The sequence below is a fragment of the Robertkochia marina genome (assembly GCF_004799345.1).
Taxonomy (GTDB): domain Bacteria; phylum Bacteroidota; class Bacteroidia; order Flavobacteriales; family Flavobacteriaceae; genus Robertkochia; species Robertkochia marina.
Map to the genome: position 1 here is coordinate 493,252 of NZ_SSMC01000001.1, position 16,243 is coordinate 509,494.

Consider the following 16,243-nt stretch of genomic DNA (forward strand, 5'->3'; position numbering starts at 1 on the left):
ATACCCATATTTAATAAGCACCCATTAAAAACAGAAGCATCATGAAAAGCATATATACTTACCTCATCCTGCTAAGCCTATTCTTTGTTGCCTGCACCTCTAACCCGGAGGGAGAACTTCTGACCAACCATCTGGGTTATGATGCCAATGCCATTAAAAAAGTCATTTTTCAGACCACTACTTCATCTAAACCCCAGGGTTTTGAGGTAATGAATGAGGCCGGAGAAGTAGTCTATAAAGGCACCTTTCAGGAAGGGGGGCGTACCGATCAGTGGCATACCGGAGCAGCGTTTGCGGGTTACTTTACGGAGGTAACCGCCCCTGGGAAATATACCATTCAGGTAAAAGGTACCGAAACCCAAACACCACCTTTCGAGATAAAAGAACATCTGCTGGCGTCATCTACGCTGCCCCTCATCCTAAAGGGATTCCAATCGATACACCCTGCTGAGGAGTATGAAGAATGGGACAAGGCTATATCCTTTTTCGGGGATCGGACGGATACGGTAGACGTACATGGCGGTTGGTATGATGCTTCGGGCGATTACAGTAAATACCTTAGCCATTTGTGTTATACCAATTTTATGGCCCCACAACAAACTCCCTTAGTAGTGTACAACCTGTATGATGCTGCCCTGCGTATGGAGCAACGCTACCCGGAACTCGCAGCGCAATATGTTCAGGAGGCCGCTTATGGGGCTGATTTCCTGGTCAGAATGCAGGATCCCGAAGGATACTTTTACACCACGATCTTTGATACCTGGAGTAAAGACCCAAGCAAGCGGGAAGTTTGTGCTTATGAAACCCAGAACGGTACCCGAACCGATGAATATCAGGCTGCCTTCAGAGAAGGAGCGGGAATCTCAATTGCCGCCCTGGCCCGGTTAAGTGCAGCGGGGATTTCGGGTGAATACGACAGTACTGTTTACTTAGAAACAGCCGAAAAGGGATTTGCCCATCTGTTGGAAAACAATCCAAGCTATTGTGATGACGGCCGGGAAAACATCATCGATGATTATTGCGCCCTTATGGCTGCGACCGAGCTCTTCAACGCTACCAAAAAACCGGCATATTTAGATCATGCACGTATGCGGGCAGAGAATCTCAACAAAAGAATCTCTAAAAATGACAACTACAGCGGTTGGTTTACAGCCGATCAAGGCACCCGCCCCTACTTTCACGCTGCAGAAGCAGGCTACCCGCTGATAGCCTTAAACCGGTACCTGGATCTTGAAGAAGATCAGCCGTTAAGAGAAAAGGCCATTGCCACCATTCAGCAACATCTTGATTTTACCTTATCCATTACCAATGAGGTTGTCAATCCATTCGGTTACCCCAGGCAATATGTAAAAGCCATTGATGAGGCCCCAAGGGCTTCTTTCTTTATTCCTCATAAAAACGAATCCGGATATTGGTACCAGGGAGAAAACGCCAGGCTGGCATCGTTGGCTGCCGCCTTTAAGCTTTGCAACAAGTACCTTCGTGCTGAGCAGAATGAATCCGCGAGAGAATTTTACCAGGACCAGGTGAATTGGATCCTCGGGTTGAACCCTTTTAATATATCCATGCTTGACGGGATAGGCTATAACAACCCGGAATACCTGGATCCGCACGACTGGAATTATGAAGGAGGCATTGCCAACGGTATAACTGCAGGTGTTGACAACGAAGCAGACATTGCCTTTCTGCCTTCGCCTCAAAACGAAGATCCTGCCCAGCTATGGAGGTGGCCTGAGCAATGGATCCCTCATGCCGGGTGGTTCATATTAGCTGTTACCGGTGGATTGTAATGAAGCGTAGTTCTACCAGATAAGTAAAACGGCAGATCCAAGAAGATCACCTCCTAGCAGGCCGACCTTTCCAGCCATAATTAAAGAGGAGCGAGAATTCGTGTGGAAATCACTTCAACCTTTTCAATTTGAATGGCTATGAGGAAGGAATGATTCGTTTCGCCTTGAATTGGGTGTTTCTCTAAAAGTCTTTGACCCGTGCCTTCCGGTACATATTCATGCAGGGCAGAATTACCCAGAGTGCAAGACAGGATAAGGAAACAACCATTCCGGCACCGGTGCCAAAAAAGCCTTGAAAGATCGCACCGGTGTATCCGAGCAATGCAGAAATATCAAGTTTAAGCAGGATCAGTATCCTGGACAGATCTATAGGGTTTAATAGGGTTGCCAAAATAGAAAAGTTATCCAGGGGATACTCTTCAAACACCACCAGGGTCATCAGAAATACACCGTCATAAATAACTGCCATGATCAACCACAATAAAATTGCGTAACTAAACCCTTTGATCTTATTATCATTGTACAGGGCAATGCTGAAGGATATAGCCGTAAAAATAAGTGTTAAAAACACCCCGGTGATCAGCAACAAACTAAATTGCCCAACAGCATCTGATTGAAAAAGACCGTAACTGGCAAAGGGAATTCCCAAACCTATTAACAGACTAAAAGAAAGAGACAATCCAACCCCTAGGTATTGCCCAATAAATATGGTAAATCTTTTTAAGGGCAGCGCCAGCAACAGCGTGGTAAATTCTCTGGAATTGTAATAATACATCACCCCAAAGATCGTCCCGATCAGAGGTACCAGGATCACGATCACGTTCATCAGAGTAATCACCCCTTTAGAAAGGTCATTGTTGAGGAATAGCAAAACAAAGCCCAGGGCCAGGTAAAACAGTAAATAGACATAGCTCCACCGGCTTCTCATCAGATCGTAAAAACTGTATTTTAATATCTTAAACATAGGAATCATTTAAGGTTAAGGTTTTGGCAATAGCCTTTTCAAAATCGTGAGTATGTGTCTTTTCTTTCAGGGCATGTACACTGCCCCTGAAGTGAATACGGCCTTCCAGCAGGAAAATGATCTCATCTGCCATTTCCTCAACAAAACTCATGATATGAGAGGTGATCAGGATGGTCTTCCCGGCTTCCCGCTCATGACGTATCAATCTTTTCAACTTCAACAGCGCCACCGGATCAAGTCCGGAAGTCGGTTCATCCAAAATAATCAGCGGACTGTCAAACATCAGGGTAAGCACGAGGTTCACTTTTTGGCGGGTACCTCCGGAGAGCGTATTAAGCTTTTTATCGAGGAAGGGCTGAAGCCCGAACCATTCGATCAATTGCCCGGTGTCGGGAGTGCTGTTTCGAAGATCCTGAATCATTCTGATGATTTCCTTTACCGTAAGGTTGGCGGGAAAGTTTGCGATCTGCGGAAGGTACCCGATGTCTTGCCTGTATACAGGACTTTTCGAAACATTATTACCGTTCACGGTAATCTCTCCCTTATTGGGGATCACCATACCCAAAATAGCTTTTATCAGGGTAGTTTTACCACTCCCGTTAGGCCCTAAAATGGCATAGACACCGGGTTGATCAACTTTCAAATCAATCCCTTTTAGTACCTCGTTCTTTCCAAAACGCTTATATAACTGCTCTACTGCTATCATTTTCTTCTTTTAATTAAGGGGGTGGCATCCACCAAGGCATCAGGGGTAAAAACAGGGGATACCTTTTCGGAAAAATCGATCATATCAACGAAGAGGCTTCTCAGCAGCACCAGGGTCTCCGGGGTACGGTTAACCACATAGGAAAACAATTTGACCGGACGGTAAGGCACATCGCCCACACCATCTTTATTCAAGTCATACCCGGTATATTCACTCCAGTAATTGCCGTGAAAAGTATTGTCGTTCATGCTGTTATTGTAGGATACATCAAAGGAGTTGCTCAGAAAGTTATTCCGGGTGAAGATATTGGTATAACATGCCCCCAGCACTTTTACTGCCCACCCGTTACTTATAAAGTCATTGCTATCGTAATGAACCCGGTTTGAACCCTCTATATTGATGCCTACCGTATTTTGTTCAAAAACATTCCCCTTTATTTCAGAATCGTTGATCTCCTTGAGCAACAATCCAAAAGAAGCGGTACCCCAGTTCTTCAGGAAATGGTTATCAAACATTTTGATATGTTTGGAGAACATCACGGCTACACCTGCCCCATTGTCCTTGAAAACATTGTTGATATAGGTATCGTTATTGGAGAACATAAAATGCAGGCCATACCGGAGGTTCCCCTTACTGGTGTTATCCTTGATCAGGATATGATCAGAGAACTCGAGGTAGATGCCATCTCTTACCCCCTCTACGGAATTATCCAGAACTTTTACCTCATGGGAATACCAGAGATGGATACCATTGCCGGAACTGTATTCATCGGTGGCATCACCGGTAATCTTGTTTCCGGAAATAATGCCTTTATTACTTTTCTCTAAAAAAATACCGAAGAATAGCTTTTCGAAGACCATATTCTTTATCAGAAAGTTCTCACAACGAACCATTCGAATGGCAGCATGATCGCTGGTATAGCTGGTACCTACATTTCTTATGAGCAACCCTTCAATATGCACATTATCGGCGACCACTCTGATGATTTCTCCCTGATCTTCCCCATCGATCACCGGAAGGCCTTCGCCCATCAGGGTCACCGGTTTATCGATCAGCAGGTTATACTCCTTATACACCCCCGCTCTCACAAGAATGGTATCTCCTGCTGCGGCCTGCTCCAGGGCTGCTTTCACGGAATATACCGGGCCATCGGGGCTCACGATAAGGGTGCCTGCCGTTACCGGAATACCCAGCAGCAAGAAAATGAAGGCAATATATCTCTGGAGTAAGATCATTTTAATATGATTTAGGTTCAGGACCAACAGGGTGGAGTTGCTTTTCTAACAATTCTTCCCAGGAAAACAGGGTTCCCTGCTTTTTTTCCTGAAGTTCTTTTGCCTTTTCTGCAGATTGGAAGGCCGTCAGGTTCGCACCCATCGGGCTGGGCATATTCTCACTGATAAGGAATACGGAGTGTTCAACCCCAACCAAAGATTCGGGTGCTTCATAGACGTTGGTAAGGTATTGATCTCCATCTTTTAATTCAGATTCCTTAAGGTAGTGGATCAGGCATTCCAGGGCATCGAAGGTATAGATCTTTCCCTTCCCTGTTATTAATTCGGCCCCGTGAATCTTATCTACTATGGTCATTTTACAATAGTGGCATCCGTCAGAGCCGTAGTTTATTGGTCTTGGCTCACCCCTGGAGCAACCCCACAAAACGAACAGCATTGCAATAGACAAAAACGAATATGCGATACGTAATCCTGACATGATCTATTTAGTTTTGATATTCTTTTTTTCTTCCCACCAGGTAGGCAAAGAAGGTAAGCACCATGCCAAACCCCATGAGGTACCCCCCTAAACGCGGGTAGGAATAGGCGTCAAAATTCAAAAGTTGTTTATGCCCTAACAATGGCGGCTTGTACGACATCGGGGTTCCGTCTGGATTCTGGAGCTTCATGATTGCATTCGGATCGAGGTTAGTGCCGTAGTCGATCATCCAGGCATTAAAATCGTACATTCCTAAAACCCCTAAAACCGTCATGAGGATAAGCCAACCCAGGAACCATCTGGCCCCTATTTTACCCAATAATCCGAAGACTCCGAGAAGAAAACCGAGCAATGCCATCCCTCCAATCACCAGGGGAAAAACGGAGAATTCCCACATATCTTCCGGTTTTGGCAGGGTTTTCATCCCGATATAATGGTTGAGCCCGTCAATATTCTGAAGATCGAACTCACTTTGCCCTTCCAGTCCGTTTATGAAGATATTAATCCCAAGAGGTTCCGGATATTGGGGTGCCCCCAACATGATATTCCATAACGGAAACTGAAACAACCCCAGGAGAAGCAAGGCTCCCAGCATCATTAGCAAACTCGCTTTTTTCATGGTATCCTGTATTATCAGATTCTAAATAAAAAGCAGGTGACGGAGCGGGAAGCCACTATCGCCACCTGCGCAACTTTACACAATACTATTCTCCCACAGACCACTTGAGTTCTACCTTAGAACCCGCCGGGGATACCCTTACGTATCCCTGCATTTCCTGGTGTAGTGCAGAACAAAAATCCGTGCAATAAAATGGCCAGACTCCGGGTTTCTTTGGCTCCCAGACCGTTGTTTTGGTCTGTCCCGGCATGACCAGAATCTCAGAAGTATTCTGTCCGATCATACTGAATCCGTGGGGCACATCAAAGTCTTGTTCGAGATTGGTAATATGAAAATACACCTTGTCTCCCACTTTAATCCCCTCGATGTTATCAGGAGTAAAGTGACTTCTTATGGTAGACATATATACGTGCACCTCTTTACCATTTCTTTCCACCTTAGCGCCTTCAGGGCCGATAGCAGCATAGGGGTGCTTGTTCTCATCTAAGCGGTAGATCTTGCGCGATTTAGGCGCCAGCAATTCTGCCGGACATCCTGCCGCATAATGTGGTTCTCCGTGGGTAGGGAAGTCATAGATGAGCTCCATTTTTTCACCTGAAATATCATAGATCTGGGCAGAGTGCTCCATCTCCGGGCCGGTAGGCAAGTATCGGTCCTTGGTGATCTTGTTCATGGCCACCAGGTAGTTACCAAAGGGCTTTCTTGAATTCCCCCCGGGAATCATCAAGTGTCCTACAGAGTAGAAGGTGGGTTTTCGGTCTACCACCTCCCATGATCCCAACTTCCATTTAACCACCTCAGAGGAGATGAAGAAGGTGGTATAGGCATTACCATCACTGTCAAACTCGGTATGCAGGGGTCCGAGACCTCCACTTTTCACCGTACCGGCCAATACTTCTTCAAAATTCAGGATCGGAATACCATAGGCATCCCCGTCAAATTTTTCATTTTCTATGGCTGCAATCATCTTATCAAAAGAGTGTACGGTGATATCGGCTGAAAGCTTTCCTGATCCAATAATGTACTGTCCGCTTGGGTCTACGTCACAGCCGTGAGGCGATTTTGGCGTTGGCAGCAGGTATACGGCACCGGGAATCTCAGTAGGATCTACCGTGAGTACCTCATCTATCATGGTTGATGTGGCCATGTGAGTAGATTCATCATAGACATTATGAGCGTATTCGGCGGGCACCATCTTTCCGCCTCCATTGGCGATATACTCTTCTATTTTCTTCCAATTAATGGCTGCGATAAAATCCTTGTCGTTCTGGGAGGCGTTTACCTCCAGTAGCGAGCTGGCCTCTTCGGTATTATAGGTACTAAAGAAGAACCATCCATGAGATTTTCCACGTCCGGGGTGCGACAGGTCATAATTAAACCCGGGCATGATTACCTGGAATTTGATTTCCATATGTCCGTGTTCCGGCTCTACCCCGATAAAGGTAAGGGCTCCTTTAAAGTTTCCTTTGTATTCATTAATAGGCATATCGCGTTGAGGTACCGGTACCGAAAACCGGGTTCCGGCCACCACATACTCGGTATTTTCCGTTATAAATGACGAACTGTGGTTACCCGCACTGTTGGGTATTTCAATGATCTCTTCAGTTTCGAAGGTTGCCAGACTTACCCTGGCAATCCGGGGAGTATTATTACCGTTTACAAATACCCAGCGCCCGTCAAGTTCTCCATTGGTCTGTGAAATATCAGGATGGTGAAGGTCATCCCAGGGAATGAATCCGTGAGAGGTGTTCAACAAAGGTTTGGTTTCTTCAGAATACCCGTATCCTGAGGTAGGAAATTGAGAAAATACAGGAATCTCCTTGAACATTCTTCCTGAGGGCAAACCGTAAACCGTTAAATTTCCGCTGTAACCTCCTGAAAGAAAAGCATAATAATCATCTTTTTCTCCCGGAGCTACGTATACCTTTTCGGCAGCGCTGGAATTCAGGGCTCCGTTGGCTCCTTCTTTACTTCCCTGATTTCCGCAACCGGAGAATAAGAGTAAAGAAAACACCCCTAAAAAGGCTAATCTATTGAAGTTTTTAAATTGCATAGGTTGTTGTTTTTAATGTAATACGTTGAACTATTGATAGTGACTATTCAGAGGGAGGAAGCATGACTTTGTCTACAACATGCACGATTCCATTCCCGGCCGGTACGCTGGCTATAATCTTCGCCCCGCCAACATAAACGTCGTCACCCTTTACTTCTACCGGTGCCGATTGGTCGTTGGCCTGTCCTACCTTTTTGAATTTCTTAAGAAAGTCTTTGGTGTAGTTTCCCGGAGTTACATGGTACTTCAGAATGTTTGCCAGCGCATCTTTATTTTCAGGTTTTAAAAGGTCATTAAGCGCCTCTTCAGGAAGGGCTTCAAAGGCCTCATCTGTAGGAGCAAAAACCATAAGTGGTCCTGCATTGACCAGCGCATTTTCCAGGTCGGCAGCCTGAACGGCTTTAACCAGGATGGTGTGATCTTCAGAGCCCAGCGCAATCTGCAATACGTTAGGCTTGCCTACATCGCCCTCGATAAAGGCTTGTCCCTGTTCTTTACTATACTGGTCGGTGGTAGCTGCATTATTACCAGGGGCCTCAGTTGTACCCGAACTACTCTGTTTACAGCCAACCATGACAAAAAGTACCAGTAGGGCCATTTTGAAAATTAATTGGTGGAATGGTTTCATAGGATTGTGTTTTATTGATAATTATTCTAATGTTCTGAAGTATTCCAGGATATCCCGGGCCTGCTCTTCGGTTATGTTTTGGTTAGCCATGGCGGCCCCGTTAAACTCCACCAACAGATCTTTGGCACAACGGTCCTGCTCGACCATCAGTTGCGGATCAAGGATCATATTCATGATCCACTCGGGACTTCTTCTCTTCATGATCCCTTTAGGAGAGGGACCAATGAACCTTCGTTCTACCTTGTGGCAGGCTGTACAATTGGTTTTAAACAGAGCGGCACCCCTATCCACCATAGCCTGATCGATCGCGGGATCAAGGGTGATATTCTCAATGGGGCCAACTCCTTTTTCATCAAGAGTAATACGTTGGGATGCGGGTACCTCATCAGATTGTGTGGCTTGTTCCTTAAGAACTTCCTTTTTTTCCGTTTGGGGGGTGGCGTATTCAAAACCCTCCTTTTTTTTCTCTTCCTTACCCCCGCAGGCCATTAATAAAAGGCCGAACAGTAGTAAAATGATATGGCTGATTTTCTTCATGGTTTTTGAAATTATATTTTAGACTTATATTGTAAATACATCTCAAATTTAGGTAGGGGGTGTTATCAAAAACGATGACATTTATCATAATTGGATAAAAATGTCCAATTTAATTTTATAACACTCCTTAAAACCAATAAATCAGCATCCTATGTTTTCAAAAGCCTGTGAATACGGAATAAAAGCCACCATCTTTATTGTCTCTAATTCCTCAGAAGGAAAGGCGGTTAGTTTAAAGGAAATAGCAGATCATATCAATTCACCCTCGGCCTTTACTTCCAAGATTCTTCAGAAACTTGTAAAGCAAAAACTCATTAAATCTACCCGAGGTACCAATGGAGGTTTCCACGTACCGGAAAATGCACTGAAAAATTTTACCCTGGCCCGGATAGTTACCGCCATTGACGGGGATTCCATTTACAAGGGTTGCGGACTAGGACTTGAAGAGTGTGACGAGAGCAGACCTTGTCCCCTTCATCACCGTTTTAAGTCTGTTAGGGATAACCTACAGCACCTTTTGGAAACTACAAGTTTAGAAGACCTGGCTAAAGATCTAAAAAAAGGAAATGTTTTTTTAAAACTGTAATTCGCTAAAGAAATGATTTCTCCTCCTACGAATTGTACTTTCTCGCCATTACGTGGTCATAAAACACCCTCCAAAACCGGCACGGGTAATTTTTATATCTTTAAATAAAATACCACCTATGAAAACAATTGCATTTCTTCTTTTCAGTATAATCGCAATTACAGGCTATTCACAGGATTCAGATTATTCTGTAGCCTCTTATAAAGATGAGGGCACCAAGGCACCCAACACCCATTATATAGGGGAAGCCTGGCTGAACAGATTAACAGAAGAGAGTGATCATTTAGGTTATGAGATCACCAAAGCCACTTTCAAGGCCAATTCGACCCTTGACTGGCATCAACACTCATCTCCTCAGGTGATCATTGTGGTAGAGGGAGAAGGGTATTACCAGGAAAGAGGAAAAGAGCCTATTCGTATGAAAGCCGGTGATGTGATAAAATGTCCTGAAAATACCGAACACTGGCATGCCTCTTCTAAAGAAAGTGATGTGACCTACCTGGCACTCTATGGAGGTACTACCCCGACTACATGGACCGAGGTGTTAAGCCAGGAAGATTACGACCGGGTTGCGGAACAACTCAAGGTAGATTGAAACCAGAGGTAACCGTAACTATTTATCCGACCACACCGCCAATTCATTACCTGCAGGGTCTTTGAAGTGAAACCTGCGACCTCCGGGAAAAGAGAAAATGGGAACTGATATTTTACCCCCATGCTCCACGATGCGCTTGCTTACTTCCGGCAGATCCTCATGGTAAAGCACTACCAGGGTTCCATTAACCACGGGGCTGGTTGACTTCTCAAAACCCCCTGCCAGTCCGCTGGCAGCAAAGGCCGTATACCCCTCTCCGTAATCGGTGAATTCCCAGCCAAAACAGCCGCTATAGAACGCCTTGACCGCTTCCAGGTCAGCAGCTTTGAATTCAATATAGTCTATATGATTGTTCGTACTCATACCACTAAGGTACTCTATTAGTCACAATAATATACAGGAGAAAGAAACACTTGTCATTCATCAGTACTCGAATTCAAAAATTATTACAATAGGTCTTTATGTACTATCTTGAGGCAAAATTCAGTTATTCGTAATCCAATTCATATGCAACGATACCTTCTTGTTATTCTATGTTCTATATTCTCATTTACCACCAATGCTCAATCTGCTGAATCCCTGCACGATCAAGGGCCTTTTGAGCAACTGATCATCAGGGGGGTCACCCTGATCAACGGGAATGGGGCACCGCCCATGGGACCGGTTGATATTGTGATCGAGAAGAATATTATTACCGGCATTCACAATGTGGGGTATCCGGGCGTGACCATCAAAGACGAAGACCGTCCGCAACTTAAAGCAGGGGGACAAGAACTCGATTGTGAAGGCATGTACCTGTTACCGGGCTTCGTAGATATGCACGGACATATAGGAGGGGAAGCCCAGGGGGCCGACTGGGATTATGTATTTAAATTATGGATGGCCCACGGCGTAACCACGGTGAGAGAACCCGGGGGACGCGGACTTAAAGGGACCCTGGACCTTAAAAAGAAAAGTAAAAAGAACAGCATTGTTGCTCCCAGGGTATTCGCCTATACGGTTTTCGGCCAGGGAAGCGAAGAACCGATCAGCACTCCGGAAATGGCCCGGGAATGGGTACGAGAGAACGCTAAAAATGGTGCTGATGGCGTTAAATTCTTTGGAGCTGCCCCTGAGATCATGCAGGCTGCCCTCGAAGAAAATAAAGCTCTTGGATTAGGTTCGGCCTGCCATCATGCCCAGCTCAACGTAGCAGGATGGAACGTATTGCATTCTGCCCGTGCCGGACTTACCAGTATGGAGCATTGGTATGGGTTGCCGGAAGCCCTGTTTACCGACAGAACCGTTCAGGACTACCCTTTAGATTATAACTACCAGAACGAACAACATCGTTTTGAAGAAGCCGGAAAGCTTTGGCAGCAGGCTGCCGAGCCTTATTCTGATCACTGGAACAAGGTCATGAACGAGCTGATCGACCTGGATTTTACCCTTGACCCTACCTTCAATATCTACGAAGCCAGCCGTGATCTGCAACGGGCCCGAAGGGCCGAATGGCACGAAGATTATACCCTGCCTTCCCTGTGGAAGTTTTACCAGCCCAGCATGGTGTCACACGGGTCCTATTGGCATTTTTGGGGCACCGAACAGGAGGTGGCCTGGAAGAAGAACTACCAGTTGTGGATGACCTTTGTAAATGAATACAAGAATCGCGGCGGTAGAGTGACCGTTGGCTCTGACTCCGGATTTATCTTTCAGCTATACGGCTTTGCCTATATCCGCGAAATGGAATTGCTGAGAGAGGCCGGTTTTCACCCCCTGGAGATCATCAAGGCCGCTACCCTAAGCGGGGCCGAAGCCCTGAAGATGGACGATAAGATCGGAACGGTAAGCATTGGTAAACTGGCCGACCTGGTCATTGTAGAAGAGAATCCGCTGGTAAACCTGAAGGTACTATACGGCACCGGAGCCATTAAACTTACGGAAGACAATGAGGTGGTACGTGTTGGCGGGGTCAAATACACCATCAAAGACGGGGTGGTGTACGATGCAAAACAACTACTGAAGGATGTGAAAGATATGGTAGATAAAGCGAAGAAAGAAAAAGGTTTCGAAATAACACAACCGGGTATCAATCCACAACACCAGCATTGACAGCAGATCACTTAACAACTGCTAAACTTATATTAAACCTTCGTTAAACAGCTTTTTATCTTTTGACACCTGCCGGAGTTACTGTATACTATTACTATGGAACAAGTATTAGTAGCCGGTGCCACAGGCACCACAGGAAATATCATCATCAATATTTTAAAGCAATCTGAACATTTTACTCCGGTCGCCATGGTGCGAAAGGAGGAACAGGTGAAGGATTTCAAGGAAAAAGGAATAGAGGCCATTCTCGGAGACCTCTCCGGAAAGGTAGATCATGTTACCAAAAATATTGATAAGGTCATCTTCGCTGCAGGTTCTAAAGGAAAAGATGTAAAAGGCATTGATAAGGAAGGAGCCATAAAGCTTATTGATGCTTCGATATCTGAAGGCGTTAAAAAGTTTGTCATGTTGAGTTCTATGGGAACCCAAGATCCACAATCGGTTCCAGAGCTGGAAGATTACTTAAAGGCGAAAAAAGCGGCTGATCACTATTTAATGAAGAGCAATATCTCTTACACCATTGTCAGGCCCGGATCTTTGACCAATAAAAAAGGGCAAGGAAAGATCGATTTAGAAAAATACCTGGACCGAAAAGGAGAGATCAGTCGCGAAGATGTAGCCCAAACCCTGGTTAAAGCCCTGGATACAGAAACGGCTAACAACCTGGCTTTTGAAATTCTCGAGGGTCATACGCCTGTTGAACAAGCCCTGAAACAAGCCCACGAAGTAGTGGCCTGAATACCGGGCGATGATTTCATTTCATCCTTTTGACAGTATTAGAAAAACAACCCGACTTTTATCGGGTTGTTTTTTATGTGAAAACCTCCGTATAAAACCCTTGAAATGATCTTACTCAATCGACTGAATGACGGGGTAAATAATAAAATTCCTGATTATTTCCTATTCATGAGCACCATCATTGAATTACAACCCTTAATCACTGATATTCAGTAGTATAATTCAGTTGTCATGAAAACATTTTTTCTATCACTCCTGTTCTTTATCGGATCATTTTACGGGACCGTGGCCCAGGTAATCGAAGAGGAAGAAACTCAAACCTCTCCGGAGCTATTCGATTTTCATACTAAGAAAAAGAAGCAGAACTTCACGGTTGCCTTTATTACACTAGGGGGTGGCACGGCCATGTTTTTAGGAGGCATGTCTCAAAATCTTGATAATTGTCTCTTTGACGATTGTAATGATGGCATGCCTTTGGCAATTTCCGGAGCAATAATCGGACTATCCAGTATTTACTTTTTTGAAAGGGGATTTTTTCACAAGAAAGAAGCCAAATTTCAGTTGCAATCGGGGGCCATTGGCCATAACAGAGAAGTCCGTTACTCGGGGCTTTCCATAACCATTGATCTCTGAAATACCTCGTTGAAGAGCAAGAAACTGAATAGCTCCTATTGCAAATCCCAATAGCTAACTCTCCCTCTTTCATAGCTTAAAACAAACCCATTTTTTTAGTGCCATGAAGAAAAAATAAAAATTTTCGATTTTTTTATAGCTACTCAAACGTAATAGTAGGCATCATTCCGGAAGCCCAATTAAAACCTGCCTTTTGTCATGTTTTCAGGAAGATTTCACCCCTAGCTTAGAAGTCTCTAAGAAAGAAAAATTGAAGAATTCTAAAAATAAAGACCTATGACAACTGCAACCCTGACACGCGAAGTTCAAAGAACGACTGAATTCAAAAAAGGGTATTGGAACAACACGATTAATGTAAGAGATTTCGTGGTTAAGAATATTACCCCATACCATGGCAATGATGAGTTTCTAACCGGGCCAACTGCCAAGACCCAGGCTTTATGGGATCGCTGTAAAGCCATTATGAAAGAAGAACGCAACCGCAACGGAGTTCTTGCGGTAGACACTCAAACCATATCGGGAGTTACCTCCCACAAGGCAGGCTATATTGCCAAAGAACTGGAGAGTATTGTAGGGCTTCAGACCGATGAGCCTTTAAAAAGAGCCATGAAGCCCTTTGGCGGATTCAAGGTGGTACAAAAGGCCCTGGAGGAGCTCGGGCTCGAGCCTTCTGAGAACATTACTGAATTATTCTCCAAATATGTAAAAACCCATAACGACGGAGTTTTTGACGCCTACAATGAAGAGATCAAACGCTTCCGGTCGCTTGGTATTGTAACAGGACTGCCTGACAACTACGCCAGGGGAAGGATCATTGGCGATTACCGAAGGGTAGCCTTGTACGGGATCGATTTCCTGATCGCAGAAAAGAAAGATGACCTCAGCCAGATCACCGGCCCCATGAGCGATGCCGTTATTCGGCTCCGGGAGGAGGTATCTGAACAGATCCGCACCCTGAATGACATGAAGGTCATGGGGTCTTATTACGGACTCGACCTGGGCAGACCTGCAGAAAATGCGAAAGAAGCTGTACAATGGACCTATATGGGCTACCTGGCTGCTGTAAAGGAACAGGACGGTGCTGCCATGTCGTTGGGTAATGTCTCTTCTTTCCTTGATATCTATATAGAACGCGACCTGCAGGCCGGGGTGATCACCGAAGCACAGGCCCAGGAATATATTGACCAGTTCGTGATGAAACTTCGCCTGGTACGCCACCTGCGACCAGGGGCTTACGATGAGATCTTTGCCGGAGATCCTACCTGGGTAACCGAAGCCATTGGCGGCACCCTCAGAGATGGCCGTACCAAGGTTACGAAAACCTCTTTCAGGTTCCTTCAAACCCTTTACAACCTGGGGCCGTCTCCTGAACCCAATATCACGGTATTGTGGTCTTCAGATCTGCCAATAAACTTTAAGAAATATTGTTCAAGGGTGGCCATAGACACCTCTTCCATTCAGTTCGAGAACGACCGACTGATGCGTAAAAGCAGAGGATCTGACGATTACGGAATTGCATGCTGTGTATCTTACCAGGAGATCGGAAAATCTATCCAGTTTTTCGGCGCCCGAACCAACCTGGCCAAAACCCTGTTGCTGGCCATTAACGGAGGGCGATGTGAAATTACCGGTAAAAAAATAATTAAGGGCATTCCGGATTACACCGATGAGGAACTTAATTATGTGAAGGTGATGTCGAATTTCCGCATTGCCATGAAAGAGATCGCCAGGGTATATAATGATTCGATGAACATCATTCATTATATGCATGACAAGTACTATTACGAAAAGGCTCAAATGGCCCTGATCGACACCAACCCTGAGATCAATATTGCCTACGGAATAGCCGGGTTGTCTATCGTTGCCGATTCCTTGTCGGCCATTAAGTACGCCAAGGTGAAGCCGGTTAGGAATGAGCAGGGGTTAACCACCGACTTTTTGATCAAAGGAGAATTTCCCGCCTACGGAAATGATGATGACCGGGTAGATTTTATTGCCAGGGATGTGGTGTCTATATTCAATAAGGAGCTGCAGAAATTAAAAGTTTATAAAGACGCCATCCCCAGCCTGTCTGTTCTGACCATTACCTCTAATGTGGTTTACGGAAAGAAAACCGGGGCCACCCCTGACGGACGTAAAAAGGGAGTTCCTTTTGCACCGGGTGCCAACCCCATGCACGGCAGAGACACCAATGGGGCCATAGCATCTTTAAACTCTGTATCGAAGATCAATTACGAGGACGCCCAGGATGGGATCTCCAATACGTTTTCTATCGTTCCCAAGTCACTCGGAAGCGATAAAGGCAGACGTATTGACAACCTGATCATGATCCTGGACGGGTATTTTGCCAAGGGCGCTCACCATCTTAACGTGAATGTCCTTAATAAAGAAACCCTGCTCGATGCCATGGAACATCCTGAAGATCACCCTCAACTCACCATCAGAGTATCCGGTTATGCTGTTAATTTCATCAGATTGACCCGCGAACAACAAATGGAAGTGATCACAAGATCGTTCCACGAGTCCATGTAATTTTATTTTGATCGGTGCCCGGGTATTTTTCAGGAATAATCGGGCACCTTAATTTTTA

General features: G+C 45.2%; 16 protein-coding genes. 7 read left to right on the forward strand and 9 right to left on the reverse strand.

Features of this window, described 5'->3' with window-relative positions; genetic code table 11:
- The first annotated feature begins 41 nt into the window (after window positions 1-41).
- Complete coding sequence (locus E7Z59_RS02045) at window positions 42-1,790, forward strand: glycoside hydrolase family 9 protein (protein WP_136334625.1); 1,749 nt, start codon at window positions 42-44, stop codon at window positions 1,788-1,790.
- A 181-nt stretch (window positions 1,791-1,971) separates the two neighbouring features.
- Here the strand turns inward: E7Z59_RS02045 and E7Z59_RS02050 are convergent, their stop codons facing one another.
- The 8 genes from E7Z59_RS02050 to E7Z59_RS02085 all read right to left on the reverse strand — a co-directional run bounded on the left by E7Z59_RS02050 (window position 1,972) and on the right by E7Z59_RS02085 (window position 9,010).
- Entirely contained in the window at window positions 1,972-2,754 is a 783-nt protein-coding gene (locus tag E7Z59_RS02050; protein ID WP_136334626.1) for an ABC transporter permease, read from the reverse strand.
- A complete protein-coding gene (locus tag E7Z59_RS02055) occupies window positions 2,747-3,460 on the reverse strand; it encodes an ABC transporter ATP-binding protein (protein ID WP_136334627.1) in 714 nt (237 codons plus the stop codon). Before E7Z59_RS02055 ends, E7Z59_RS02050 begins: the two co-directional genes overlap by 8 nt.
- Window positions 3,457-4,695, reverse strand: a complete 1,239-nt coding sequence (locus E7Z59_RS02060; RefSeq protein ID WP_136334628.1) for a nitrous oxide reductase family maturation protein NosD — start codon at window positions 4,693-4,695, stop codon at window positions 3,457-3,459. The genes E7Z59_RS02055 and E7Z59_RS02060 overlap by 4 nt, the downstream gene beginning before the upstream one ends.
- 1 nt (window position 4,696) lies before the next feature.
- Window positions 4,697-5,173, reverse strand: a complete 477-nt coding sequence (locus E7Z59_RS02065) for a nitrous oxide reductase accessory protein NosL (RefSeq protein ID WP_136334629.1) — start codon at window positions 5,171-5,173, stop codon at window positions 4,697-4,699.
- A gap of 7 nt (window positions 5,174-5,180) precedes the next feature.
- The gene (locus tag E7Z59_RS02070; RefSeq protein WP_136334630.1) at window positions 5,181-5,792 is read right to left on the reverse strand and encodes a hypothetical protein; all 612 of its coding nucleotides are present in this window, start codon (window positions 5,790-5,792) and stop codon (window positions 5,181-5,183) included.
- Window positions 5,793-5,877: 85 nt separating this feature from the next.
- Window positions 5,878-7,845 carry a Sec-dependent nitrous-oxide reductase gene (nosZ, locus tag E7Z59_RS02075; protein ID WP_136334631.1) on the reverse strand — a complete coding sequence of 656 codons (1,968 nt, stop codon included), beginning with the start codon at window positions 7,843-7,845 and terminating at the stop codon, window positions 5,878-5,880.
- Between the two features lie 43 nt (window positions 7,846-7,888).
- A complete protein-coding gene (locus E7Z59_RS02080; RefSeq protein WP_136334632.1) occupies window positions 7,889-8,473 on the reverse strand; it encodes a fasciclin domain-containing protein in 585 nt (194 codons plus the stop codon).
- 21 nt (window positions 8,474-8,494) lie between these two features.
- On the reverse strand, window positions 8,495-9,010 hold the full coding sequence (locus tag E7Z59_RS02085) for a c-type cytochrome (protein WP_136334633.1): 516 nt from the start codon (window positions 9,008-9,010) through the stop codon (window positions 8,495-8,497).
- A gap of 151 nt (window positions 9,011-9,161) precedes the next feature.
- Here E7Z59_RS02085 and E7Z59_RS02090 point away from each other — a divergent pair, with 151 nt between their 5' ends.
- The gene (locus tag E7Z59_RS02090; protein WP_136334634.1) at window positions 9,162-9,596 is read left to right on the forward strand and encodes an RrF2 family transcriptional regulator; all 435 of its coding nucleotides are present in this window, start codon (window positions 9,162-9,164) and stop codon (window positions 9,594-9,596) included.
- A gap of 118 nt (window positions 9,597-9,714) precedes the next feature.
- Window positions 9,715-10,191 carry a cupin domain-containing protein gene (locus E7Z59_RS02095; RefSeq protein WP_136334635.1) on the forward strand — a complete coding sequence of 159 codons (477 nt, stop codon included), beginning with the start codon at window positions 9,715-9,717 and terminating at the stop codon, window positions 10,189-10,191.
- An 18-nt stretch (window positions 10,192-10,209) separates the two neighbouring features.
- Here E7Z59_RS02095 and E7Z59_RS02100 read toward each other — a convergent pair whose 3' ends face one another.
- A complete protein-coding gene (locus tag E7Z59_RS02100; RefSeq protein ID WP_136334636.1) occupies window positions 10,210-10,554 on the reverse strand; it encodes a VOC family protein in 345 nt (114 codons plus the stop codon).
- A 144-nt stretch (window positions 10,555-10,698) separates the two neighbouring features.
- Here E7Z59_RS02100 and E7Z59_RS02105 point away from each other — a divergent pair, with 144 nt between their 5' ends.
- The 4 genes from E7Z59_RS02105 to pflB all read left to right on the forward strand — a co-directional run bounded on the left by E7Z59_RS02105 (window position 10,699) and on the right by pflB (window position 16,185).
- Window positions 10,699-12,282 (forward strand): amidohydrolase family protein, encoded by a 1,584-nt coding sequence (locus E7Z59_RS02105; protein WP_136334637.1) that lies wholly within the window; start codon window positions 10,699-10,701, stop codon window positions 12,280-12,282.
- A 96-nt stretch (window positions 12,283-12,378) separates the two neighbouring features.
- Window positions 12,379-13,020, forward strand: a complete 642-nt coding sequence (locus E7Z59_RS02110) for an SDR family oxidoreductase (RefSeq protein ID WP_136334638.1) — start codon at window positions 12,379-12,381, stop codon at window positions 13,018-13,020.
- 231 nt (window positions 13,021-13,251) lie between these two features.
- Entirely contained in the window at window positions 13,252-13,653 is a 402-nt protein-coding gene (locus E7Z59_RS02115) for a hypothetical protein (protein ID WP_136334639.1), read from the forward strand.
- A 276-nt stretch (window positions 13,654-13,929) separates the two neighbouring features.
- A complete protein-coding gene (pflB, locus tag E7Z59_RS02120) occupies window positions 13,930-16,185 on the forward strand; it encodes a formate C-acetyltransferase (protein ID WP_136334640.1) in 2,256 nt (751 codons plus the stop codon).
- The last annotated feature ends 58 nt before the right edge of the window (window positions 16,186-16,243 follow it).